Annotated in this window: 18 protein-coding genes; 6 read left to right on the top strand and 12 right to left on the bottom strand. The window is 59.8% G+C overall.

The features are described 5' to 3' along the window. Position 1 precedes the first annotated feature (1 nt). Complete coding sequence (locus tag E8E75_RS08390) at positions 2-2,080, bottom strand: integrase (RefSeq protein ID WP_179060050.1); 2,079 nt, start codon at positions 2,078-2,080, stop codon at positions 2-4. After that, positions 2,058-4,403, bottom strand: coding sequence for a hypothetical protein (locus E8E75_RS08385; RefSeq protein WP_280358514.1), 2,346 nt, complete (start codon positions 4,401-4,403; stop codon positions 2,058-2,060). Before E8E75_RS08385 ends, E8E75_RS08390 begins: the two co-directional genes overlap by 23 nt. Positions 4,404-4,434: 31 nt before the next feature. Here E8E75_RS08385 and E8E75_RS08380 point away from each other — a divergent pair, with 31 nt between their 5' ends. After that, the gene (locus E8E75_RS08380) at positions 4,435-4,740 is read left to right on the top strand and encodes a YggL family protein (RefSeq protein ID WP_280358512.1); all 306 of its coding nucleotides are present in this window, start codon (positions 4,435-4,437) and stop codon (positions 4,738-4,740) included. A gap of 167 nt (positions 4,741-4,907) precedes the next feature. Here E8E75_RS08380 and E8E75_RS08375 read toward each other — a convergent pair whose 3' ends face one another. Then, positions 4,908-7,862: an HD domain-containing phosphohydrolase gene (locus E8E75_RS08375; RefSeq protein ID WP_153921068.1), complete on the bottom strand. Its 2,955-nt coding sequence runs from the start codon at positions 7,860-7,862 to the stop codon at positions 4,908-4,910. A 414-nt stretch (positions 7,863-8,276) separates the two neighbouring features. On the opposite strand from E8E75_RS08375, the gene E8E75_RS08370 reads away from it, so the two are divergent. Both E8E75_RS08370 and E8E75_RS08365 read left to right on the top strand, forming a co-directional pair. Then, entirely contained in the window at positions 8,277-8,891 is a 615-nt protein-coding gene (locus E8E75_RS08370) for a response regulator transcription factor (RefSeq protein WP_178123561.1), read from the top strand. Positions 8,892-8,898: 7 nt separating this feature from the next. Then, positions 8,899-12,516: a transporter substrate-binding domain-containing protein gene (locus tag E8E75_RS08365; RefSeq protein WP_153921072.1), complete on the top strand. Its 3,618-nt coding sequence runs from the start codon at positions 8,899-8,901 to the stop codon at positions 12,514-12,516. Positions 12,517-12,525: 9 nt separating this feature from the next. On the opposite strand, the gene E8E75_RS08360 is transcribed toward E8E75_RS08365, so the two are convergent. The 6 genes from E8E75_RS08360 to E8E75_RS08335 all read right to left on the bottom strand — a co-directional run bounded on the left by E8E75_RS08360 (position 12,526) and on the right by E8E75_RS08335 (position 17,324). Then, on the bottom strand, positions 12,526-13,593 hold the full coding sequence (locus E8E75_RS08360; RefSeq protein WP_153921074.1) for an FUSC family protein: 1,068 nt from the start codon (positions 13,591-13,593) through the stop codon (positions 12,526-12,528). Positions 13,594-13,617: 24 nt separating this feature from the next. Next, positions 13,618-14,949: a deoxyguanosinetriphosphate triphosphohydrolase gene (locus E8E75_RS08355; RefSeq protein ID WP_120651703.1), complete on the bottom strand. Its 1,332-nt coding sequence runs from the start codon at positions 14,947-14,949 to the stop codon at positions 13,618-13,620. Between the two features lie 61 nt (positions 14,950-15,010). Next, on the bottom strand, positions 15,011-16,183 hold the full coding sequence (locus E8E75_RS08350) for an EAL domain-containing protein (protein ID WP_120651702.1): 1,173 nt from the start codon (positions 16,181-16,183) through the stop codon (positions 15,011-15,013). A 120-nt stretch (positions 16,184-16,303) separates the two neighbouring features. Further along, complete coding sequence (locus tag E8E75_RS08345; protein ID WP_120651701.1) at positions 16,304-16,621, bottom strand: hypothetical protein; 318 nt, start codon at positions 16,619-16,621, stop codon at positions 16,304-16,306. Then, positions 16,618-17,007, bottom strand: a complete 390-nt coding sequence (locus E8E75_RS08340) for a phage holin family protein (protein WP_153921076.1) — start codon at positions 17,005-17,007, stop codon at positions 16,618-16,620. Before E8E75_RS08340 ends, E8E75_RS08345 begins: the two co-directional genes overlap by 4 nt. A 2-nt stretch (positions 17,008-17,009) precedes the next feature. Continuing rightward, positions 17,010-17,324 (bottom strand): YqjD family protein, encoded by a 315-nt coding sequence (locus E8E75_RS08335; RefSeq protein WP_120651699.1) that lies wholly within the window; start codon positions 17,322-17,324, stop codon positions 17,010-17,012. 356 nt (positions 17,325-17,680) lie between these two features. Between E8E75_RS08335 and E8E75_RS08330 the strand changes: the two genes are divergently transcribed. Continuing rightward, positions 17,681-18,889, top strand: coding sequence for an ammonium transporter (locus E8E75_RS08330; protein ID WP_120651698.1), 1,209 nt, complete (start codon positions 17,681-17,683; stop codon positions 18,887-18,889). Positions 18,890-19,060: 171 nt separating this feature from the next. Here E8E75_RS08330 and E8E75_RS08325 read toward each other — a convergent pair whose 3' ends face one another. From E8E75_RS08325 to E8E75_RS08315, 3 genes are all read right to left on the bottom strand, one after another. Then, positions 19,061-20,329 carry an OprD family porin gene (locus tag E8E75_RS08325; protein ID WP_153921078.1) on the bottom strand — a complete coding sequence of 423 codons (1,269 nt, stop codon included), beginning with the start codon at positions 20,327-20,329 and terminating at the stop codon, positions 19,061-19,063. Between the two features lie 107 nt (positions 20,330-20,436). Next, the gene (locus tag E8E75_RS08320; protein WP_120651696.1) at positions 20,437-21,303 is read right to left on the bottom strand and encodes an MBL fold metallo-hydrolase; all 867 of its coding nucleotides are present in this window, start codon (positions 21,301-21,303) and stop codon (positions 20,437-20,439) included. A gap of 90 nt (positions 21,304-21,393) precedes the next feature. Further along, entirely contained in the window at positions 21,394-22,008 is a 615-nt protein-coding gene (locus E8E75_RS08315) for a glutathione S-transferase family protein (RefSeq protein WP_153921080.1), read from the bottom strand. A gap of 155 nt (positions 22,009-22,163) precedes the next feature. Between E8E75_RS08315 and E8E75_RS08310 the strand changes: the two genes are divergently transcribed. Both E8E75_RS08310 and E8E75_RS08305 read left to right on the top strand, forming a co-directional pair. After that, positions 22,164-22,721 (top strand): TetR family transcriptional regulator, encoded by a 558-nt coding sequence (locus tag E8E75_RS08310; RefSeq protein ID WP_153921082.1) that lies wholly within the window; start codon positions 22,164-22,166, stop codon positions 22,719-22,721. Between the two features lie 84 nt (positions 22,722-22,805). Beyond that, entirely contained in the window at positions 22,806-23,957 is a 1,152-nt protein-coding gene (locus E8E75_RS08305; protein WP_153921083.1) for a DUF5610 domain-containing protein, read from the top strand. Positions 23,958-23,997 lie beyond the last annotated feature (40 nt).

Genomic DNA, 23,997 nt, shown 5'->3' with positions numbered 1-23,997 from the left:
TTTAGCTGACAATAAATAGGACTTTCATGGATTTGCCGTTTTCATCGTTGAAGAATTGCGGCTCAATCCGGACTTTACCTTCTTCAAGCATCGCCGAAAGGTAATCTTCGATTTTCTGCTCGTCTACCAATGAAAATTTAGAGGTGCCGAATTCCGCAAACAGCAAATCTTGCAAATTTTGATAGTTTTCCAACCGCTCCTGTTTAGCAAGTTCAGCGAAATAGCGGGCGCCCGCTCCCCTGATATCTTTGGGCTCCAGACATTCAGTCAGGTAGTGCCAAACGTGCTCGATGTCGCGGTGGCCAAGCATCCAGCGAAGGGTATCCAACTCGCCGAAGCTATTCGTGTAGAAGAACATGATGGCGAAAAAGCGGCGTAGTTGGTGTTGGCGTACGTAGTAGCGCTCCCCAGCAGCGTTAATATCGCTTTCGAAGTAGTCACAGGCCAAGTCCAGATTGCGATGGTACAGGTGCAGTGTGCAGTCCTGCAGTCCTTTGAGTCCCCGCAACCATGGAGTCGCGAACAAGTTGGTCAGGTCGCTTATAACTCCAAGGCGTTTAAGTATCATTTGAAAGCGGCGCAGTTCCTCAATCATTTCGACGGCAATGGCATCGATAGGCCGAGACTCACGCTGCCGAATCCCCAAGGCTTTGTGGGTGGATTTCGCTAGGTTGAAGACAAGCCATGATTTGCTTTCGTCCAAGCATCTCGAGGCGTCTAGAGTGACCAACTCGTCAATGCGCCGCGCCATGAGCATCCCAACGGCCAACTGGACACTGCCCAGGTAGACACTCACCAACTCAAGCAGTCCATGGTTGGCGCGTAAGTGCTGGAAGTATTGCTTTGCGCCACCTTTTCGAGGAGATTTATTACTACGGTAACTCGAAAGGCCTAACTTTTTAACGCCGAAGCTGACAAGTTCCGGGCCGATAATCCTCAAAAAGTCCGCCTCGGGTAGGCGGGTCATTGCGAGATTCTGTCTGTGGCAATGCGCTGCTACTCTGATGAAGCCGTTTAGGACCTTCCTTCCATGTTCGACATGAAAATCTATACTGCAACGGAAGAGCTTTAGCAGGTTGCTCGCAGGCACACTTCTGTACCGGGAAGCCTCGTTGAGTTTTGGAATGTACTCTATGATGGTGTGAGTATCTGAGGGAGCCGGCAACCCCAATGTGCTGAGCGCTGCGCTATTCACGAGTGCATACCGATAGTAAAAGTACGCGGTGTCTATAAGGTGTTCGGATTCACCTGTGGTTACTTTGACTTTCGGATATTCGCGCTTATACCTGGTTTCGCTGGGATAGAAGCTTAGTACTTCGAGAGACGATTTTGGCGTCTGCCGCCCGTAGATCGTGTCTGGATAGACGCTTTCCGAAAGTAATTTAGTATTTACCTTAAAGCCCTGGCAGTGGGTTCCGTAGTACAAATTAGCTTTCATGAGCGCCGCACGAATCATCGGGATCTCAGCTACGGTGATATTGAGTTTAAGATCTTCACATTCATCATCGTTAACCTCCAGCATACTTGGATACTTAGCAAAAAAATCCTCGGCCTCGCTGTAGATTATATTGCTCAGTTGGGCATTACAGAAAGCGGATGCGCGTTCATGCCATGCATAAACGGACTCTTCAGCCCGTGGGGAGGAGGCCAAATGGTTGAGAATTCCTTTCAATTCATCGGCGTTCAAGGCGCCAAGGCCGAATTGGATAAGACTAAGGCTTTGAGCATGGATTAACAGATAGTCAATGATTTTTAATATGAATGAAAGGCGCGTTTTTAGGGACGCTGGCGCGAGTGTGGCAAACTCGTCGTTGACTCCCGTCGTGCCAATGATGAGCAGGTGCTTCAATGACCGGAGTAGTACCTCGTTGTTGTCGTCAGTTAATAGGCTGCCATCCCCAAGACGTACACTCCAATCAAGTTCGTATAATTTCTTTTTGTTAATATAAATTGACCAAAGAGTCTCATCGAAGTCACTGAGCAGCCAAGGTGCTGACGTATGAGGCGATAGTTCTGTTACCCCAAACTCATCGAGGAATTCATACCCCGTGCTAGATTCACGCCCAGTGAGCAGGGACATAGATCAATTTCTCCATTTTTTTTGCGTCGATCAGCTTCAATGCAGCATTCAGGTGTTTTTTCAGTAGACGGTTAGATCCTTTTTTGATTTCTGTCTTGATTTTGTCTGCAAACGACGCCCAGTATTCTGCTTTTCCGCATACGCGGGCCCGGTCGGTGGAGGCTGTGACTGCCACTTCGAGTGAGAGCAGAGAAGCCAGGAACGGCACGCCGATAGAGAGTACAGCCTCACTGGTCTCGGTATTTTCCCATTGTTCTGTGCGTTCAGGGTCGGAGGCCTGGGACGGAATCTCTTTGATTCGGTGGTTGGCCAGAAAGTCATCTAACTCATTCATGGTATTGAATTGCGTCGCCCGAAGGAGGTTCGGGCTATCTTTCATCGCTTCACAAACAAGAGCTTTCTGAAAGATTCGGATCCACCGAGCTTTGATAAATGCTAGTAACGCATCCGGAAGGTAGTGGCTGAGAAGATCTGGATAGTAACGCTCATGGCCGAGGGCCTTAGACATGGCCTCGCTACTTTTGGTCTGAATAAATATTTCAACTGCCCTAGATGTCCGTATCTTGGTCAGTCGCACCCGTTTGATGAACTCGATCAACTCGTCTGCTGGCAGGTCGCTGTGGGGACTAAATTGTGCGATTAGTTGTTCGCGCAACTTAGGATTTCCAAGAAATTTATGCTTGTTCCAGTACGTTACATTGGCCCGCCGAACTCGATCAAAGGCTGTGCCTGACGTGATAAATAGGTAGCGATAGCTGTCATCTCCTTGGGCACGAAGCTTTCTCCGGCATACGCTAGTTATTTCGATGATGTCCTTAACTGTTTGGAAAGAAATGTCATTGAGTTTGATTACCTGCTCCCGCATATCTGATCTTTTGCGGTTTTTGTATCCAGTGAGTAAACGCTTCTCTTCGTCAAATCCCGTCAATTGACCTTGCTCATTATAAAGCTCGAAACTCCGTAGAAATTCGGTCGTGATTTCAGGATGCTCAAGCACCAATAAGCACTGAAGCGGGAACAGGCTTCCTGTCACGGGGTATCCGTAATAGTTGGCAAGTTCTGAGCCACTGCAGTTTTCGCCAGTGACCCAATAATGGACTTTGCAGAGGAACGCAGGTGGCACTTCGGAACTGGTGGCCTCCAGTGTCGCGCAGACGTCGGCCAGCGTATATTTTTTCGCGGTACTTGAACCTTTGCACTCTATAATCGGATTGCCTTTCTGAGCTAGCAGGACACGACGAGCTTGTCGGGATTTAAGGTCTGCAGCCTGATGGGCTGCCCAGCCACGAACCGTGGCTAGGTCGTTCTTAATGTGGAAGAAGAGGACCTCAACGGCTTCAGAGTCGGTTACGTGAAGGGGAATGCTCGTAAGTAGTTTCTCTTGGACAAGCAGCCCGTCTTCGCACTCTTTTAGTTTGGTTTCAGATCCACGTTTGGTTGACGATGGTGGCTTCTTGATAGGCTTCGAGAGGTTTGCCCATACCCCTGTTTTGCATAGGCATACCTCAACCGTGCTTACAAACGTGTTCCAGCTTTTGATTTGTGATTTTGCGTCCTTCTGGGCCTTCTCTGCCTTGGTGAAGTGAGCAATCGTGAAGGCTTGCATGAAGCTTTTCACGCCTTCTTCGGTATTAAAGGTCCTCCGTGGCCACCTGGTTTGGTGCTCGCCGAGGTAGTCGAACATGTCATTCCATTCGTTGTGAAATGAGGCAGGTCGGCCACGGAAGTCTTTTTCAACCTCTGCGAAGATGGCCTCTACAAATTTCCTTCCATAAGGGACTACGAGCTGGCCGAGCCGCAGGTACACGCCACGTTTGTGCGGGCTTTGGATTGCCCAGCCCTTCCAGTACCAACGTTTGTCATCACTAGTCGAAGCAATCCTCGCGCACACGGCTGGGTCTGGTTTGAACAGGGAGATGTCCCAAGCTAAAGCGTGAGCGCCAGAAACTCGCGCTCGTGCCGAGGTGAGCGACTGGTAGAGACGACGGCAAATTCCGACGTTCCGTGGTCCCGATTGCTCCAATAGAGCATTGCCTGCCATCGCGGCGCAGAACCCTTGCATGATTGCCTCAATGGCTGAGCTTCTGAGCGTTTCCATGGTGATTCGCAGGCCGGCAATGTCGCAGTAGGCCTCCAACAGCTGCAGGGGAACACTGATGCTGTGGTGACTCGTGCCGAAGGATCGTTGGTGGAGCGAAGCCCCATGGTTAATAAGATTCGCCACTTCTGGGTCGATTGCAGCGAGAGGATGAGAGCGGATGGCCCGGGTGTCTTTGATAATTGTCATTTTTATTGAGTTGCCGTGGCGGTCTGAATGGCCCATTCCAGGGGCGTTGAAAAAATAATGACAAAGGTTGCTAAATAGTCAAATCGCGGAACTGGGTTTCGAACTCACCTTCAACTACAAGGAGGGCCTGGATCTGGAAGCGGTTTCGGCATTCTTCGAGCGTTTCATCGACGAAGCGGTCGAGGGCAATGGTCTGGGCTTCATCGGTTCCGAAGACTACGGTTTCGTTTGCCTTGGCAAGCGTGGTTCGGTAACCGCCGAGCAGCGTGACCTGGTCGAAGCCTGGCTGAAGAAGGGCCACGCTGAGCTGGCCGGCTCCACTGTCAGCCCGCTGATCGACGTGTGGTACCCGGAAAATCCCGTCAACGCCTGATTGGGTTGAAGGATGGAAAAAGGGCGCCTGGTGGCGCCCTTTTTTTGTTTTCTGCGAATTGCTGCACGGGCGATTTCAATCACCAGGCAGACCACCGATCTGCAGGGGCTTCATCTGGGGGCAGCTTCGCTGCCTTGTCGAATGAACTCGCGGCGTGTGCCGCCCGATCAAGCCAGCCCTGCTTTCGTCAACACGTCCGTCTCGTCCACTTGGTCGATCTGTTCCGGCTTCAGGAAGCGCTGCGCATAGTCCATGTAGACCCCGGAGCGGATGAACAGGCCGAACAGGTCGGGGTCGATGTGGGCATTGCGGCACATGCCGATCATGATGCCCAGCGCTTCGGAGAGAGTCTTGCCCTTCTTGTAGGGGCGGTCTACGGCCGTCAGCGCCTCGAAGATATCGGCGATCGCCATCATACGTGCCGGCAGGCTCATCTCTTCGCGGGTCAGGCGTTTCGGATAGCCAGTCCCATCCATCTTCTCGTGGTGCCCGCCAGCGATCTCCGCGACGTTCGCGAGATGGGCAGGGAAGGGCAGGTGATTGAGCATCAGGATGGTTTGCACGATGTGGTGATTGATGATGTAGCGCTCCTCCTCGGTCAGCGTGCCACGTCCAACGGAAAGGTTGTGCAGCTCGCCACGATTGAATTTGTGTGCAGGCACCTGCAGCTTGAAACCCCAGGGATTGTCAGGGGGAAGCAGCTCACTGGCAGGGCGCTCGATCACGTGGTCGGGGCGGTCGGCCAGGAGATTCTCTTCCACCGGCAGCGGCTGCGGCGGGGTTCGGGCCAGGCGCTGGGCCTCCTCCCAGGACACGCCCAGACGATTGTCCAGAGTGCGCGTCCAGGTGCGTGCGGCGATGTTCTTCAAGCGTGCCTGGTCCGCATCCGCCATGGCTTCGCCGCCCAGGTTGCAGCGGGCGATGAAGGCGAAGTCATCGTCCAGCGCGACCAGTTCGTCATCGCGTAGCTGTACTTGCCCGGCCTCCTCGGCGCCTTGGGCGATCGCCTGCCAGTAGCGCACCCAGGCGTCACGCTTGAGCACCTCGAAGCGGGTGCGGATCTCATGGATGCGATCGTTCAGGGTTTCCAGCTTGGTGGCCTTGTCCACGACGTATTCCGGGGTCGTGACTTTGCCGCAGTCATGCAGCCAGGCGGCAATATGCAGCGCTTCCCATTCTTCATCCGTGGGGTTGAACCCGCGGAATGGTGTCTCGTTGCTGGCGGCGGCGGCGCGCGCCAGCATCAGCGTGATTTCAGGCACTCGCTGACAGTGTCCGCCGGTGTAAGGGCTCTTGGCGTCAATGGCGCCGGCCATCAGTTGGATGAATGCATCCAGCAACTGCTTCTGCTTCTCCAGCAGCCGCTGGCTTTCAATGCACAGCGCGGCGACACCGGAGATGGCTTCGACGAAGGCGATGCGTTCCGGCCTGAGGATGGCGGGGCGCGACTCCTTGCCCGTGTCGCGGTGCAGCAGGACCAACACGCCGATGGTGACACCCTGGCGGTTGTGCAGGCCGGTGCTGACCAGATGTACGCGAGGGCTTTCCAAGGTTTTCAGCAGGTCACGGTAGGCGCCGGCCTGGTCATAGCCGAAGGAGCAAACCTGGCTCGGGCCGCCGTGGGATGGAAGGTCCAGCCAGTGCGGCAGGGCCGGGCTCTCAAGGCCGAAGCCACGAATACCGTGTGATTCCAGATCCTGCTCCTGATCGTTGAGGAACAGACCGTGAGGCTCCAGGCGGCCCTTCTGGTTGTCGATCAGATAGATCAGCCCGCCGGAGGCTTCGCTGATGTCGACAGTTTCGTCGAGGACGCGTCGCAGCAAATTGTCGAAGCGGGTTTCGGCCGATAGGCTGGAGGCGATTTCCAGGAAACTGGAAATGGTTTCTTTCATTCGCGCCGTGGCGACCGCCAATTGGTCGACTTCCAGGATCGGCGAGCGGCCCATGGCGGGCAGGCTGAAGTTGAAGCTGCGAATGGCTTCGGCCTGGGTGACCAGGGCTCGCAACGGTTCGACCACAACGCGCGAGAGCAGGATACCGAGCGGGATGCACAGCAGCAGGATGGCCAGGGTCAGCATCGCGCTCTGCCAGCGGATGCGATAGGCATCATCCAGCAGTTCGTCCTCAGGAGCGAGAACTGCCAGCTGAAGGCCTTTCGGACCGCCCTCCTTGAGGTGCTGGCGGGCGAGGACCCAGCGTCGGTCACCGATCTCCAGGCTGGTGCGCAGGGCATCCTGGCCGGAAAGGCCGATCAGCGCCGCGAGCGGGGGACTGAAATCCTTCACTTCACCCAGCTCGGGCGCGCCGTTGAGACGCCTGACCAGTTTGCTGGTGTCGGGATAGGCCACGGCGCGGCCGTCAGGCTGGTAAAGCACCACCTCGGTGGAGGGGGTGACTCGGTGATTGGCCAGGGTGGCGGACAGGTCTTCCAGGGTCAGGTCGGCACCTATCACCGCGTCGCCGCCGCTGGGGCGGGCCAACGTAGTGCCGACAGCACCGCTGGAGAAAAACACGTAGGGTGCCGTGGTGATCGCACCATCCTGTTCCAGGGCACGGTAGTACCAGGGCCGGCCACGAGGGTCATAGCGTTCGTTGAGCTCCTCGCGGCTGGTGATCTGGTTGAGCTGGTCGTCGAAGAAGAAAGTCAGCGAGCGCGCCGTGGACTGGTTGTCTCGCTCGATGCTCCACACCTGGAAGGCTGCAGTCGGCGGTGCTTTGAACGCTTTCTTCAGGGTTTCGCTGCGCAGGTGGCGGACCATGAAGAAGTCGCCATCGTCATAGCCGAGATACAGCGATGCGAGTTTGGGGTTGTCCTTCAATGCCTGGGTCAGGGGTTTGAGCAGGGCGTTGAGGCGATCTGTGCTGTCCAGAGACTGGTCTGTGTCGCTCAGGGCCAGCAGGTTGAGCAGATGGTGGATCGGCTGGTAGGTGTGCTGCAGATCGGTTTCCACCTCCGCGCTGATGCGGTCGAAAAGCTCATCGCTGCTGGACAGAATGATCTGGCTGGTCTGGCGGTAATTGAACAGGCCAAGGACCACTCCGGTGATAAGCAGCAGCAGGGTAAAGAGCGCACTGATGTGGACGTGCAACGGAAAGCGACGCTCAGCGAACTTTTGCGGCATTGCGGAAGCTCCTCGAGCCCTGTCCCTGGTGGCCTACAGCAGCATAGATGAGGCTCGTTGCGCGCGTCGTGCAAACTGCCATGAAGGGCAAAATTGTCAGCTACAGAAGGGGAGGTGCCGGGAAACTGCGAAAGCCCGGCGATCCCGATTGCACCCGGGGCCATGGATTTGGCGATCACCGGGCGGGAACCGAACTGTCTTTCCTATCGAAATTGGCCCGCAGCTGTAGGACAGGACGCAAGCTAAGGTAGGTCCTGTCCTGAATGGCGCGACCGGTGCCGTTCAGGGGTCGACAGTGCAACGAGCTTCTCTATCTTGGCAGCCACCAAACCGCGCCAAGGGGGCGATGCTGTGAGCAAACTGGTCAATCTGGACGATTTCCTCGAGCCGGGAAGCGAGTCCGCCTACAAGGTAATGATCGTCGACGATCACCCGGTGATCCGCCTCGCCGTCAGGCTTTTACTGGACCGCGAAGGCTACGCGGTAGTGGCAGAAACGGACAACGGCGTTGATGCAATCGCGCTCGCGCGGGAGCACCAGCCAGACATGGTGATACTCGATATCGGCATTCCAAAGCTCGGCGGTCTGGACGTCATTGCCCGGCTCCACGCCTTGGACCTGCCCCTGAGGGTGCTGGTACTGACCGGACAGAACCCCAACCACTACGCCACGCGATGCATGCAGGCAGGTGCGGCGGGTTTCGTCTGCAAGGAGGGCGATCTCGCCGAGGTCACCGCGGCGGTTCGGGCGGTCCTTTCCGGCTACAGCTACTTCCCGAGCGATGTGATCAAGTCCGGCAAACGGCAGATCGGGTTGCCCGATGAAGTCGAGATGATCGGCCGCCTTTCCGATCGGGAGTTGGTGGTACTCAAGTTTCTCGCCAATGGTCTCAGCAACAAGGAGATTGCCGAGGAGATGTTCATCAGCAACAAGACCGTCAGTACCTACAAGACGCGCCTGTTGCTCAAGCTCAACGCCCGGACGTTGATTGAGCTGGTGGAGTTCGCCAACCGCAACACCCTGATCTGACGCATTCATGCGCTTAATCTACCTGCTGGCAGGCCTCCTGCTCGGAGGCTCGCTCCTGCCCTCGATCAGCCTTGGCGACGATAATCTTTCCCTGGAACTGTTGGGGCGGTCCGAATCCAGCAGCCTGGTAGTGTCCATGACAGAGGATGACCAGCGCTGGTTGAAGGAAAAGCGCGTGTTGCGGATCGGCACCAACGAACCCGATTTTCCTCCCTTCGATATCACGGCGAGCGGCCAGGACTACGAAGGGGTGACTGCGGACTTCTTGCGGCTGATCACCCAGGCCCTCGGGGTCAAGGCCGAGGTATTGCGTTTCCCTGACCGCGAGGCGGCTCGCGAGGCGCTGCGCAACGGGAAGGTCGACCTCCTGGGCAACAGCATGGAAGGTGACGCTGCCAGTCCTGGCCTGATCCAGAGCATCCCTTACATGCATCATCAGCCGGTGATGGTGACGCGCATAGATGATCGTCGTGCGGCCAGCGGCAATCTTCGCGACTTGCGCCTCGCCTATTCAGCGGAGGGGCCGAGCCTGGAAATGCTCCGCCAGCTCTACCCCGATGCGCGTCTTATCCAGCACAGCTCGGTGCGCAGAGCCTTGCAGTCAGTCGCATTCGATCAGAGCGATGTTTTCATCGGCGACGCCGTCGCTGCCAACTACCTGATCAGGCAGGGCTACCTCATCAACCTGCGCATGACGAACTTTGCCGGATTCGACGGTGTTGGCGTCTGCTTCTCCATGGCCAAGGGTAACGAGCGGCTGCAGCGAATTTTCGACAGCGCCATCGCCGGGATCCCGGATGCCGCTCGCGTAGGTATTGCGAAGCGTTGGGGCGGCGGTGCGGGGATGTTCCTGGACAACCTTCGTCCCCAACTTACCGAACGCGAGTTGCGCTGGATGGCGCAGCATAATCCCGCACGGCTGGTGGTCGATGAAACCTTCGAGCCGCTGACCTTCTTCAGCCGGCAGGGCCGCTTCCGTGGGATCGTGCCGGATCTCCTGGAGTTGATCCGGCAGAGGACCGGCCTGGAGTTCGAAGTCAGCGCCAGGTCCACCGCCAGGGATATGCTCGCGGACTTGCGGGAAGGGCGCGTCGACATGGCCGCCACGCTGTTCTCCACACCCGAGCGCAGCCAGTTCCTTGGCTTCACCCGACCGTACTACAGCACCAGCAGCGTTCTGGTGGTAAGGGCTTCGGATAGCGCTCCGCAAGGGCTTGGGGAGCTAAATGGGCGCACCCTGGTGGTTCCTGCCGGGCATTCGCTGATCCCGTACATTCGCGAGAACTACCCCAAGCTAGAGCTGCGAGAAGTCGAAACCGGCATCGAGGGTCTCGCGAACGTCGCGGAGGGCAAGGCCGATGCAGCGGTGCATGCTATGGCGTCGTCCACCTTCCTTATCAATCGATACTATCCCGGGCAACTCCGGATCGCCGACACCATCGGCCGTGATCCGGGCCGCTTCGCCTTTTCGGTATCTCGTGATGCGCCCGAACTGCAAAGCATCCTCGAGAAGGCGTTGTTGTCCGTATCTCCAGATGAGCTGGGCAGCATCATCAACCGCTGGTATACCAAGGCCGAAGAGCCTGCGAGCAGCTGGATCGAGTACCGGGCGCGGCTCTACCAGATCGGCTTCGCTTTTCTGCTGGTGGCGATAGTGTTCGCTTCATGGGCGCTGTATCTGCGTCGTCAGGTGTGGCGGCGTGAGCGGGAGGAACGTCGCCTCAACGACCAGTTGGCATTCAAGCGATCACTTATCGATGGGATTCCCTTTCCCCTATCAGTGCGCGGTCTCGACGGCTGTACCATCACCTGCAACCGCAGTTTCATCGACGCCATTGGTTTACCACGCGCGGCACTGATTGGTCTGCGTCTGACGGAAGTGCCTGGCCTCAAGGCAGACGCCGTAAAAGAGCTCGAGGTGCTGGAAGGGCTGAGTCGGCTCGCGTTGGAAAATGGCGAGGCGCTGTTCCGCGACTATCAGCTGCACTTGGGCGGCATTCCCCTGGAAGTTTCGTACTGGGCCATTCCCTATCGCGATGCCCTGCAGAGGATTCGTGGCCTGATCTGCGGCTGGGTGGATATCACCGAGCGCAATCGCCTGATGGATGAACTGCGCCAGGCCAAGGAGCAGGCTGAATCCGCCAACGTTGCGAAGAGTCGCTTCCTCGCCACCATGAGCCACGAAATCCGCACCCCGTTGAATGCCATCATCGGCATGCTCGAGCTTGCCTTGAAGCGTGAACGTCTCGATCGGGAAGCGATTCTGGTGGCGCGAGAGTCGGCTGATTCCCTGCTGGCGCTGATCGGCGACATTCTCGACATAGCCAAGATCGAGTCCGGGCGCATGACTCTGGAGCCACGTCGCGAGTCCCCCCGCGCACTGATCGAATCCGTGGTCCGCGTGTTTGATGGATTGGCACGGCAGAAGGGCCTGCGACTGTCATTGGCGCTGGACCTCCAGTCCCGGGACGATGTGATGGTGGATGCTTCCTGCTTCAAGCAGATCTTGTCGAATCTGATCAGCAATGCGATCAAGTTCACCGACAAGGGCACGGTTCGCGTTCGTCTGCAGGCCTGCTGCAAAGCTGATGAGCATCTGCAACTGACCGTGATAGTGGAAGATAGTGGCATCGGTATCGCCGAAGAGGACCAGCAGCGCCTGTTCCAACCGTTTACCCAACTGGCCGGCGGCGTGGGTGCGGGGCAAGGCGGCACTGGCTTGGGCTTGAGCATCTGCCGGCGACTGGTGAAGTTGATGGAGGGAAGCATCGAACTACGCAGCCAGCTGGGTGTTGGCACGTGTGTTTCCATGAGTTTCTGTCTGCCACGTCTGACCCCGCTGCCACCAGTGGCGGAGCTGGATGGTGTCCGGGAACTGCCTCCGGGGGCTTTTCGCGTGCTGGTGGTGGACGATCACCCGGTCAACCGAATGATGCTGGTACAGCAACTGGAGCTCCTGGGGCAGTTTGCCGAACAGGCCGAGGATGGCGAAAAGGCCCTGGTTGCCTGGAGTGCTTCGGATTTCGACCTCGTCATTACCGACTGCAATATGCCGGTAACGGATGGCTATGAACTGACTCGAAGCATTCGCGAAAGGGAGCGCGCGCGAGGCGTGCATCCCGGACTGATCATCGGTCTCACTGCCAACGCCCAGCCGGAAGAACTGGCGCGTTGCCGCGAAGCTGGCATGGACGATTGCCTGTTCAAGCCCATTGGCCTGGAAGGTCTGCAGCGCTATCTCCAGAGTCTGCTACCCAAGGGCGAACCATGTAGCGATGATCAGCCCGTCCGCCTGGACCTTGGTCTGCTGGAGCGCGCAGCGGGCGGCTCGCCGGAAGTGACCCGCATGCTGCTGCAGGAGTTGCACCGCGCCAACGAGGTTGACGTCGAGGAGATGGAGAACCTTCTGCAGGCTGAGCGCTGGAACGAGCTGGAGCGCCTGGTGCACAGGGTCAAGGGCGCAGTGGAGTTGATCGGTGCCGAACCGCTATTGGCCCTTTGCATGGCCTACAGCCGAGCCCATGACAACGGCGCCGAGCACGCCGAGCTGCTGCACCTGGCCCGTGCGGTGTGCAAGAACCTGGGCCGCGTCCAGGGCGAGTTGGAGTGTCTCCTGCAGGAGTGACGACCGGGGCTACTCGCCCTGACGTGCCATTTCCATTGAAGGTGCTGGTGCGGTTCCCCAGTGCAGACGGGCACGAAAGGCGAGGTAGGCGACCAGCATCGCAAGCCCGGCACCCAGCAGGGAGTTGTACAGGCGCAGTTCGGGGAGATGCCAGTCGCGGGACAGGCTCTCCGCCAGCAGCACGAAGCACACGGTAGTCTGCACCACGAACAGTCCGTAATGCTGGGCGATGAACGCCCGGCTGAAAAATATCAATGGCAGCAGGCAGGCTACCAGCAGGGCAGGGCTCTGCAACCAGCTCCCCACCCCGATCAGGATCAATGCGCCCACGAGGCTTCCCACGCAACGTTGGATGCCACGTTGCAGGCTACCGTTGAGGTCCATCTGGATCGTAGTCAGCACCGTCAACGTCAACCAGTAGCCACGCGGCAATCCGGTCAGGTTCACCGCTAGCCCGGCAAGTGCGCCGGCAAGGCTGCAGGCCAGGGCGTGTATGAACCAGAGGCGATGGGACATGCGTTGCGCAAGGCGACGCGCCACCTTGGCGAGGTTGCCTGGGCTGGGTAGCAGTGGCCACAGTCGCAGCCCGTGATAGGCCCGCAGCGCGAACGCCAGCAACATTACCCACAATCCCCCTATGGCGAACAGCGCGCCCACTGCCATGCCATTGTTCAGGTTGCCGAGACCCGCCTGGCCCTGGCCGAGGCAGAGGCACACAGCGAGCCCGGCTCCCAGCTTGCCAAGCTCGTTGCCGAAACGTTGCAGAGCGGCCATCAGGAGCCCCATCAGGGCGAAGCTGAACAGACTCAGCAGCGGATGGCTGGCCACCCAGAAACCCATCCCCGCGGCGAGCGCTCCCAATCCGGTAAGCAGCGTCATGCGCAGCATGCCCAAACGGTGCAAGGGGTTGGCCAGCGAAGCCTGGAAGGCTCCAGTGGCAGCCCAGAGAAATCCTGTGTGACTGGTGAACAGGCCCAGCACCAGAGGCAATCCACAGCCCAGTCCCGCCATCAGGGCGGGTCCCCACGCTGGTGCGCCAGCGTGCCAGTGCAGGCTCTGTTTGAGCAACGTACGCATCAAGCGTCTCCTGAGGGCGCTGGGTCAGGTCGGACTGGATCGGCCGGTCATTTCTCGGGCCATTTCGGTTGCGTAGCTGTCGGTCATCCCGGCAATGAAGTCGATCATTCGGATGAAGGCCTGATACAGCGGCCAGGAAGGGTCAGGTGCATTGTTGCCGAGCAGGTCGAGGATGCGTTGATTCTTGAATGACGGCGTGCGCCCGCCATGTTGCTCCAGCGCGGCGCCACAGAACGCGTTGAGGAGGATTTCCAGCGTCGTATAGGCGCCGATTTCGTGGAGTGTCTTGCGCTTGTCCTGGAAGATTTTCTCGCGGGCGATGGCCTTGGCGCGGAGCACGCAACGCTTGGCCGCGCCGTGCATGTGTTCCACCAGGTCGCCTTGCAAGGTGCCGGCGAGCAAGGCGTCCTGCTGTTCGACGAAGGCGCGCGCGGCGGCATTGGTCAGGTGTTCGATCGCCTTGCCGCGCAGGATGGCCAGTTTGCGCCGACGGGAATCCTTTGGTCCGAGCTGGCGATAGGTCTCCGGCAAGTCGTCGCCCACCAGGCCCAGCAGCAGGGATTCGACTTCCGCATAGTCCAGCAGCTCCATCTCAAGACCGTCTTCCAGGTCGATCAGGCCGTAGCAGATGTCGTCCGCAGCCTCCATCAGGTAAACCAGTGGATGGCGAGCCCAGCGATGTTGGTCGAGGCGCGGCAACTCCAGCTTGGCTGCGATCTGCTCCAGCAGCGGCAGCTCACTTTGGTAGCAGCCGAACTTGTGCTTCTTGTAGCCCAGTGCCTCGGCGTGGCGCGAAGTCCAGGGGTACTTGATGTAGGTGCCGAGAGTGGCGTAGGTCAGGCGCATGCCGCCGTCGAATTGGTGATACTCCAGCTGGGTCAGCACGCGCATGCCCTGGGCGTTGCCCTCGAAGCTGAGGAAATCAGCTCGCTCGGCTTCGCTCATGGCGTCCAGCCAGCCCCGCGCCGCCGCCTGTTCGAACCAGTGGCGAATGGCGTCTTCTCCGGAATGGCCAAAAGGCGGGTTGCCGATGTCATGGGCCAGGCAGGCCGACTGGACGATGACGCCGAGGTCCGACGGCTCGCACCATGTCGGCAGTGAATCTCGCAGGGTCTCGCCGACGCGCATGCCCAGGGAGCGCCCCACGCAACTTACTTCCAGCGAATGGGTAAGGCGTGTGTGGATATGATCGTTGCTGGAGACCGGATGCACCTGGGTCTTGCGCCCGAGGCGGCGGAAGGCGCCGGAAAAGACGATGCGGTCGTGGTCTTTGTGGAAGGGGCTACGGCCCAGCTCATCGGTGCTGTGCACCGGTTTACCAAGGCGTTCGCGGGTGAGCAGGGTCTGCCAGTCCAAGGCCTGTCCTCGCCGTTCTGTGGCCGAAGATCCTACTCTACCCCAAGCGATTACCGGCGACTCAGTCCATTGCCAGGCCGGCGGCATCCACATCCACCAGCAGGAGACGGCGGCCGTTGTCGATGAACTGTCCGGCCGTCAGGCAGTACTGGTTGGTGGTGGCGTCACGGTAGGTCGTGGACAGGGTCAGACGGCGCTCTTCCCAGCCTTCGGCCAGAAGTTGATAGAAGTAGGGCCGCCAGGACCAGTTGTGACCCCGGTAGCTCGCGTCCTCCTGCCAACCACCAGGCTCCCAATGCAGATTGGGAGTGATCTGTGTGCCATTACGATCGCATTGGTAGATGCGCAGCAACCAGGGGTAACCCTCCGGGCTGGCCAGGCTCGACGCCGGCGCTCCGCTTTCGGCCCAGTCACGTAGCCGTGCCATCAGTTGGTTGAGGCTGCGGCGCAGCCTCATGAGACGTGCGCGTTCGGCCAGCTTGCTCTGTACGTAGCGGTCGCGGAGCAGGGCGAAGCGCTGGACGAAGGCATCTTCCTCGAAGAACTCCAGGTGCGGCGCGGCAAACAAGTAGCCCTGCACGTAGCGGGCGCCGCACTCCAGGGCGAAGTCCAGTTCGGCTTCCGTCTCCACGCCTTCGGCGATGATCCAGCAGCCGGTCTTTTCGGCCATTTGCGCAAGTGCCTTCACCACTTCACCGCTGGGCCCGCCACGGGCGGCGGCCTGGAACAGACGCATGTCGAGTTTGAGAATGTCCGGTTGCAACGCCAAAACCCGATCAAGCTGGGAATATCCGGCGCCGAAATCGTCGATGGCAATTCGCGCGCCGGCCTCGCGATAGCGTGCCACCACGTCCGCCAGGCGCTGGCTGGCGCCGCCAAACTCGGTGATCTCGAAAACGATGCGTTCGGCCGGGACGCCGAAGCGCTGCAGTTGCTTGAGGCTGGGCAAGGGTTGGCCCGGACGCAGACGGCTAATCCAGCGCGGCGAGATGTTCAAACTGAGGAACCAGTCTGGCGGGGCCTCATGCAGGCGCCGCAAAGCGTCTTCCCGCAGCTGCCGGTCGAGCCGGCGCAGAGCAGCCGGCGAGATTCTGGTATCAACGAACAGCGGTCCGACCGACTGCAGGCTGCCGTCCGGCTGGCGCAATCGCCCCAGGGCCTCGACGCCGGCGATTAGCCCTGTAGCAGTATCGATGAAGGGCTGGAAGCAGGCGAGCGGTTGCCCATCGATCACGGTGACTCCTTAGTGGACGGCCAGGGGGCGGCGCGGTGCGCAGGGTGTTGCCCATTTCAGGTGCGACGGGCCGCTCACCCGTAGCAAGAATGTGGCCAGTTGCCTTCCCCGGCTGGTGTATTACCCCGGCCCGCTTCGCGGCGGGTTCTTCAACAGGGCCAGCAACAACGGGTATAGCGCGCTGCCCAGGCGCAGGCCGCGCCTCAGGCTGCCTTTGCGGGCGGCGAAAAAACCCAGGACAGCCACCGCCGCCATGCCCCAAAGCGGGGCGTGAGGGATGTCCAGCTGGCGGGTGAACTCACGTGCCTGGCGCAATGGCTGAGTCAGCAGCAGGGATTCGTGGCGCAGTTCCTGGCGCTGCATTTCAAGGCGTAGGCGTACCAATGCCTTGCGCATGTCACGACGGGATGCATTGCGGGGCAGTTCCGGCAGGCTCATGGCAACAGGCGCTCCCGGTCACGGGCCAATTCTTCGAGCGTTGCGCTGAAGGGCGATTCTTCGTCGTCTATCGCTGTCCGCAGGCGCACGCCACAGTAAAGCGTGGCGAGCAGGTAGAAGAGGCAGAGTCCTCCGAGCGCTTCCAGGCGCCAGTTTTCCCAAAGCAGCACGATCAACAGGCCCGAAAGCCCGATCAGCAGCAGCAAGGCGAAAATCAGCGTCAACCCCCCGAGCAGCAGCAGGTGGAGGCTGCTGGCCTTTTGTTCCTGCAGTTCTATCCCGAACAGCTCCACATGGCTGTGCAACAGGTTGAGCAGGGAGGCGCTCAGGCGTCTTGGCGAGGGACCGCGTTCCGCCTCCTGGGCGGAAGGGTTTTCGTCGCTCATGGTCAGCGCCTTGCAGCCAGCAGGCCGAGCAGAAAGCCGATGCCGGCGGCGAGGCCGACGCTCTGCCAGGGATGTTCCTGTACGTAGTCTTCGGTGGCCTGGACGGCGGCTTCGCTGCGTTCGCGCAGGTTTTTCTCGGTATCGCGGAGGGTTTCGCGGGCGCGTTTGAGGCTTTCGTGGATCTGCAGGCGAAGCTCATCTGCTTGTTCGCCTGCCAGGCTGGCGGTGTCCTGCAGCAGCTTCTCAGTATCGCTGACAAGGGTCTGGAAGTCGGCCAGCAATTCGTCCTGGGTAGTTGTGGCGGTCTTACGGGGCATGTCGATTCTCCTTGTAGGACTCAATGCCTAAGAGTAGGTGCCTTCGGCCAAGGTTCATCCGGAATTTCCAATCGGATTGCTGGTATAGCGCTTGCATCGGGCTGGTGCGCGGTTGTGGCGAAATGCTCCGCATCGGGGCGGCCTGGAAGGCTCGTCGATACGCGGAGCAAGCGCACAACCTCATGAAAATCAAAGAGAAACGCAGTCAGGAAGAATTCCTGCGCTGGCCTGCCTGCACCAAGTCTGGATCCTGGTTGGATCCGTGGCGGTGCAGCACGGCTTCAGGATGGTGCGCAGAAATCCCTGCTTGAACTGCTTTGGTGCTTTTTTCCTCGCTGCCGGAGTCGTCTTCGCCAATGGAAAACCTCAACAGTGCCGTGGAGACTCTCATCCACGGCTCTAACACCTTGTTCATCCTTATGGGCGCCGTCATGGTGCTGGCTATGCACGCGGGTTTTGCCTTCCTCGAGGTCGGCACCGTGCGCCAGAAAAACCAGGTCAACGCGCTGTCGAAGATCCTCTCCGATTTTGCCGTCTCGACCCTGGCTTATTTCTTCATCGGCTACTGGATCGCCTATGGCGTGACTTTCCTGGAGCCGGCCAGCGTACTCGCCGCCGACCACGGCTATGCCCTGGTGAAGTTTTTCTTCTTGCTCACGTTCGCCGCGGCGATTCCGGCCATCATTTCCGGCGGCATTGCCGAGCGTGCACGCTTTTGTCCGCAGCTCTGCGCCACGTTGCTGATCGTTGCCTTCGTCTATCCCTTCTTCGAGGGGCTGATCTGGAACGGTAACTTCGGTCTTCAGGACTGGCTGAAGGGCAGCTTTGGCGCGAGCTTCCACGACTTCGCCGGCTCGGTGGTGGTGCATGCCGTGGGCGGTTGGCTGGCTTTCGGTGCCGTAGTACTGCTGGGGCACCGTAACGGGCGCTATCGCGAAGGCCGCCTGGTGGCATTCGCACCCTCGAACATCCCGTTCCTGGCGCTCGGGTCGTGGATCCTCATTGTTGGCTGGTTCGGTTTCAACGTGATGAGCGCACAAACCTTGCAGGGCGTCAGCGGCCTGGTGGCAGTGAACTCACTGATGGCCATGGTCGGCGGCACCGTCGCAGCGTTGCTGGTGGGGCGCAACGACCCCGGCTTCCTGCACAACGGTCCGCTTGCCGGCCTCGTAGCGGTCTGTGCCGGCTCCGACCTGATGCATCCAGTCGGTGCGCTGGTGACTGGCGCCATCGCCGGCGGCCTGTTCGTATGGGCGTTCACCGCTACCCAGGTGAAATGGAAGATCGATGATGTGCTCGGTGTCTGGCCGCTGCATGGCCTTTGCGGCGTCTGGGGCGGCATCGCCTGCGGCATCTTCGGTCAGGAGGCTCTGGGTGGCCTTGGCGGCGTCAGCCTCGTGAGTCAACTGATCGGCACGGGCCTTGGCGTGCTGGTGGCGCTGGTGGGGGGCTTCGCGGTCTACGGTCTGCTCAAGGCTACCTGGGGTATCCGTCTGAGCCAGGAAGAGGAGTACTACGGCGCAGACCTGTCGATACACAAGATCGGTGCGACTTCGCAGGACTGATGTCCGCTTCACCTGCGAGTCCTTGCAGGTTGGCCCAGGCGGCACTCCGCCGAGGTACGTGAAGCCAGACGTGCAGTCCCAGCCATGACTTGCACGCTGCCAACCTACGGGAGCTCAATGCCGGAACATGAAAAAGCCCGCCGATTGGCGGGCTTTTCTGTTGGAGCGGAATTACCAGAGCGGCAGCACGTAGCTGAGGATCAGGCGATTCTCGTCGATGTCACTGCCGAAGTTGGTCGAACGCACGGTCGCGTTGCGCCATTTCACGCCGAAGTTCTTCAGAGCGCCTTCCTGGAACACATAGGCGATGTCCATGTTGCGCTCCCATTCCTTGCCTTCCTCGCGGCCTGCGCCCAGGTCGATGTTGTCGCCGGAGAGGTAGCGGGTCATGAAGGTCAGCCCGGGGATGCCGATGCTGGCGAAGTTGTAGTCGTAGCGGGCTTGCCAGGATTTTTCATCCTTGTTGGCGAAGTCGCCGATCTGCACGTAGTTGACCAGGAAGGGGTCGGTGCCGTTGATGTAGGCGAAGCCGGTATCGCCACTCATGCTCTGGTAGCCGAGACCGAAGGCGTGGCCGCCGAGGGCATAGGTGAACATGGCGCCGAAGGCCTTGTTGTCGACGTTGCTGGTGCCTTCATCGGTGGAGCGGGCATAGCGGATATCGCTCTTCAGCGACTGCTTGTCGCCCAGCGGCAGTAAATGCAGGGCAGTGAAATAGTGCTGCTTGTAGAACTCGTCGAGTTCGCCGTAGTGGTAGCCGGTGGCGAGATTGTCGGTCCACTTGTATGTGGCGCCGCCAAAATTGAACTCGTCGCTGGTGGTGCCCCTGCGGAAGGTGATGGCGCGGGCGGCGCCGCTGGCAACTGTCATGTCCTCGTAGTTGGAGGAGTCACGCTGGTTGACCTGCTTGAGCTGGCCGCCATCGAAGGTGAGGCCGTCGAGCTCCATCGAGTTCAGATGGCCGCCCTTGAAGGTTTGTGGCAGCAGCCGCGAATCGTTGTACTGGACGACTGGCAACTTGGGCAGCAGGGTACCGACCTTGAGAACGCTCTTGGAGGCGCGCAATTTGGCGGTCAGGCCGAGCTCGCCATATTCGTCCTGGGCGCGTCCGGTTTCCCGGTCGCGCTTGAGCAGGCCGGTATTGCTGCGGTCCGGGCTGGAGTCGAGCTTGACGCCGAGCAGGCCAAGGGCATCGACGCCAACGCCCACAGTGCCCTCGGTGTAGCCGGATTCATAGCGAAGCAGAAAACCCTGGGCCCATTCTTCAGCCTTGGACTGGGGAGCGTTGTCCTGGCGAAAGTCGCGGTTGAAGTAGAAGTTGCGCAGCTCCAGGCTGGCCTTGCTGTCCTTGATGAACTCGGCCTGGGCGATGCCCGGCAGGGTGACACTGGCGCCGAGCGTGGCCAGGGCCACGGCTCGTGCAAGCGAGGTATTGCTCATTGTTATTGTCTCCTCGTTGGATTGCAGGTCGGTCGGGTCGTCCTGTTACAACAATTTGACTAAAGCATTTCGTTACATTTCCTGTCTGTTAGACGATGGTCTGCAGCTCACTGCACCCACTGCGGGTAGTAACCGAGCACGTCCTGCACCTTGGCGTCGTGAGCAGGAATCACAGTGAGCCCAGGTTCGCTCTGGAGCAGTTCGTGAACCTTCTGCAATTGGGCGCGCGTGGCTTCGCGGTCGTTATCGACCATCCTGCGGCTGACCCAGAATTTCTCCTTCGGCCCGGTAAAACCTTCCAGGCGCCAACTGGCGTCACCGGTGAAGAAGAAACGCCGTCCATCTTCAAGGGTCAGGAATAGGCCCACCGAACCCGGTGAGTGGCCGCTCAGCGGCACCAGTACCAGACTGCGATCACCGAAGAGGTCGAGGCTTTCCTCGAAGCCCATGAAGGGAATGGGCAGGAAGGTGAAGGGGTGCCATTTGACGCCGTGGGTGAACTGACTGGGCAGTATTGCCGGCGGTGTTGCGATTTCGGTGAACTCGATCTCTTCGTAAGGCGCCCAGACTGGCACATCGGGGAAGTCCACCAGTGCCGAGGCGTGGTCCCAGTGGGCGTGACTGAGGATGATGCGGTCCACCTGGATACCATCGCGATCCAACTGGTCGCGGGCCGGGGTCACGGCGCCATACTGCATCAGGGGCTTGTCCCACCAGGGCATTTCGCTGGTGAACTGGCTGTCTACCTGTCGGCCTAGGCCTGTGTCGAACAGCAGGGTAGCGGCGTGATGCTGGATCAGCACCGCCACGTGGTTCGCCTTCACCTTCTCGGTCCATTTGCCGTCCGCCACGGTGAAGGCGTCCAGGGTTTCGGTTTCCGAAGTCTTCACTAGGGCAAAACGCAGGCCATCGGCCTGGGCAATCGCGCTGAAGGTGCCAAGCAGAATGAGCAGGAAATACGAACGCAAGCGCATTTGATCAGTGTCCTTGGGGCAGGAAAGAAGAGGGGGGCGCAGCTTCTGAAGCCAATGGCAGGCGATTGCGGCCGAGGTGGAATGGGCTGTTCATTCTGTCCTCCGAGCCCCGTGGAAATGAGGTAGGTCGAGGTAACCGGGCAAGGCGCGGATCCGCGCGAGCCAGCTATTCAGGTACGGATAGGGCGCGAGCTCCAGCCCGCCTTCTTCGGCCATGGCCAGGTAGGGGTAAACCGCCACGTCGGCGATGGTGGGCTGCTCACCGACCAGCCAGGTGCGATTGGTCAGGTGCGCGTTCACGAGTTCCAGGACCTGCCGGCCACGCGCCTGGGCGTCCTCCAGATCCACCTGCCGGCCGAACTTCAGGCCGATTCGTGCACGTGCCACACCGTTATGGATTTCGTTGGCGGTGAGGCTCAGCCAGCCAGCGATCTGCGCCTGGGCGACGGCGTCCAGCGGGTACCAGTGCGCATCTGCATAGCGTCGCGCCAAGTAGACAAGTATCGCTTGGGAGTCGACCAGCGGCTGACCGTTGTCCACCAGCACCGGGACCTGGCCTCGTGGATTCAGCGCGAGGAACTCCGGGTGCTTCTGCGCGCCGTGGGGCAGGTCCACGGTCAACAGTTCAGCCGGTTGACCGATCAGGCCGAGAAACAGGCGGACCTTGTAGCAATTGCCGGAGAGGTAGAAGTCGTGAAGTTGCATGGCGAGTCCCTCGCGTTGGTTGGAATGCGCTGGATGGTAGACAGACCTGTCTGTATATTTCAAGGGCGAAGCATGCGACATCCCTGGCTTCACGTCCCACGTCATTTGAGCCAATCCAACGGGATGCGCATAATGCGCCGGTTCAGGAGGCTGCAATGGCATCGAGCAAACGCGATCAACTGGTCAACACCGCCATCGCGCTTTTCTATCGCGAAGGTTTCCACGCCACGGGTATCGACCGCATCCTGGCCGAGTCCGGCGTGGCCAAGATGACCCTCTACAAGCATTTCAAATCCAAGGACGAGCTGATCATCGCGGCCCTGGAATCGCGCTTCGCGCCGGCAGCCGAGCGCATGGTATCGGCGTTTGAGCATTTGCCGCCGCGGGAGGCGATCCTGCGGGTTTTCGATGGCCTGGCCGAGTGGCTGAGACAGGAACCGTTCTGCGGCTGCGCCTTCATCAATGCGGCGGGCGAATTCCATGATCGGGACCATCCGGTGCATCGTCTGGCGGCGTCCTACAAGCTCGCTACCCAGCGTTACTTCCGAGATGCGCTGGCACGACTGGAGGTTGCCCAGCCGGAGCGTCTGGCCCGCCAACTCCAGTATCTGATGGAAGGGGCGATCAGCATGGCCCACATCGAGGGGCCGAGCGAGCAGGCGCTGGAGGCGAAGGACGCAGCTGATCAGTTGATGCGCGCCGCTGGCATCTGACTCAATCCGCTCGTCGACAGCCGCTCAAGTTCTTCCGCCTGCGGCCGCCAAAGAGGGGACGCCGCCGACTCCGGACTCCCCGATATGAATGCCCTGGCTCCTTTCGCTTCGTCCACTCAACGTTCTACTGTTTCCGGTATGCCCGCTGCCCTGGCGCGAAAGCAGGTGAATGCGCAGGAAACGCTGGCTCGCCGCCTCGGCGAGCAATTGGGGCTGGAACCGGGCGCTCTGAGCGACAAAGCATCCAAATACACCCCCGAGAAAGTCGCGGACCGCGTGCTCGGTTTCATCGACCAGCGCCGGCGCAGTGAGTCGGCCAATGGCGCCGACACAGCCAAGCTGCAGGGGCTGCTCGACCAGGCTCGCGCCGGGATTCAGAAAGGCTTCGATGACGCGCGCAAGATTCTCGATGGCCTGGGTGTGCTCGGCGGCAAGGTGGCCGAGGATATCGACGACACTTTCGACCGCATCCAGGACGGCCTGGATCAATTGCAGAAGACCTACCTGCAGCCAGCGACTACGACTGAGCCGGGCGGCGCGGTGGCAGTCGCCGGCTATAGCGAGCGATTCCAGGCACAGGCGGAAACCTTCGACCTGGAAGTGAAGACCCGTGATGGGGACAAGCTGCGCATCTCGATTGCCCAGGCGTCGGCCAGCTACTCCCGCAGCACTCTGGCAGCAGCCAGCGATGGCAAGACGTCGCTTCTGGTTGGCAGCAGCCATTCCTCCAGCCTGCAGATCGGAGCCTGGCAGATCGAGATAGAGGGAGATCTGGATGACGAGGAAAAGGCCGCGCTGAGCGACCTGCTCGGCCAGGTCCAGGACATCTCCAGCAAGTTCTACTCCGGCGATCTGGCCGGCGCTTTCGACCGGGCCATGGCGCTGGATATGGATGGTGAACAACTGGCGTCCATGTCCCTGCACCTCACCCAGACCAAGGTCATGCAGGCCGCTGACGCATACGGCGCAGTCGCCCAGCAGGGTGGCCAGGCGGCCAGCGCGGTCAATGGCAACCTCAAGGACTACGCCAACAGCCTGCTGGACGCCTTGCGCAGCGCCGGGGAACTGGCCGAAAACGGCCGCGACACCCTGAAACAGCTGCTCAAGGGTGGTTTCGCCCTGGACGAGCGCTTCGATTCAACTCAACTGGCCAAGGCCGAGGCCCTGAACAATCGTCTGCTGGATGGTCTGCAACCCTTGCTAGACAAGGGCCAGGGCAAGTCCACCGACGCCTGAGCGCGTGCTAGACTTCGCGCCTCGATGATCTTCGAGGCGC

Origin of the sequence: Pseudomonas sp. BN606, assembly GCF_029873115.1 — a bacterium.
GTDB lineage: Bacteria > Pseudomonadota > Gammaproteobacteria > Pseudomonadales > Pseudomonadaceae > Metapseudomonas.
Note: the sequence above shows the minus strand (reverse complement) of the source record. Positions and strands in the feature narration are given on the sequence as shown.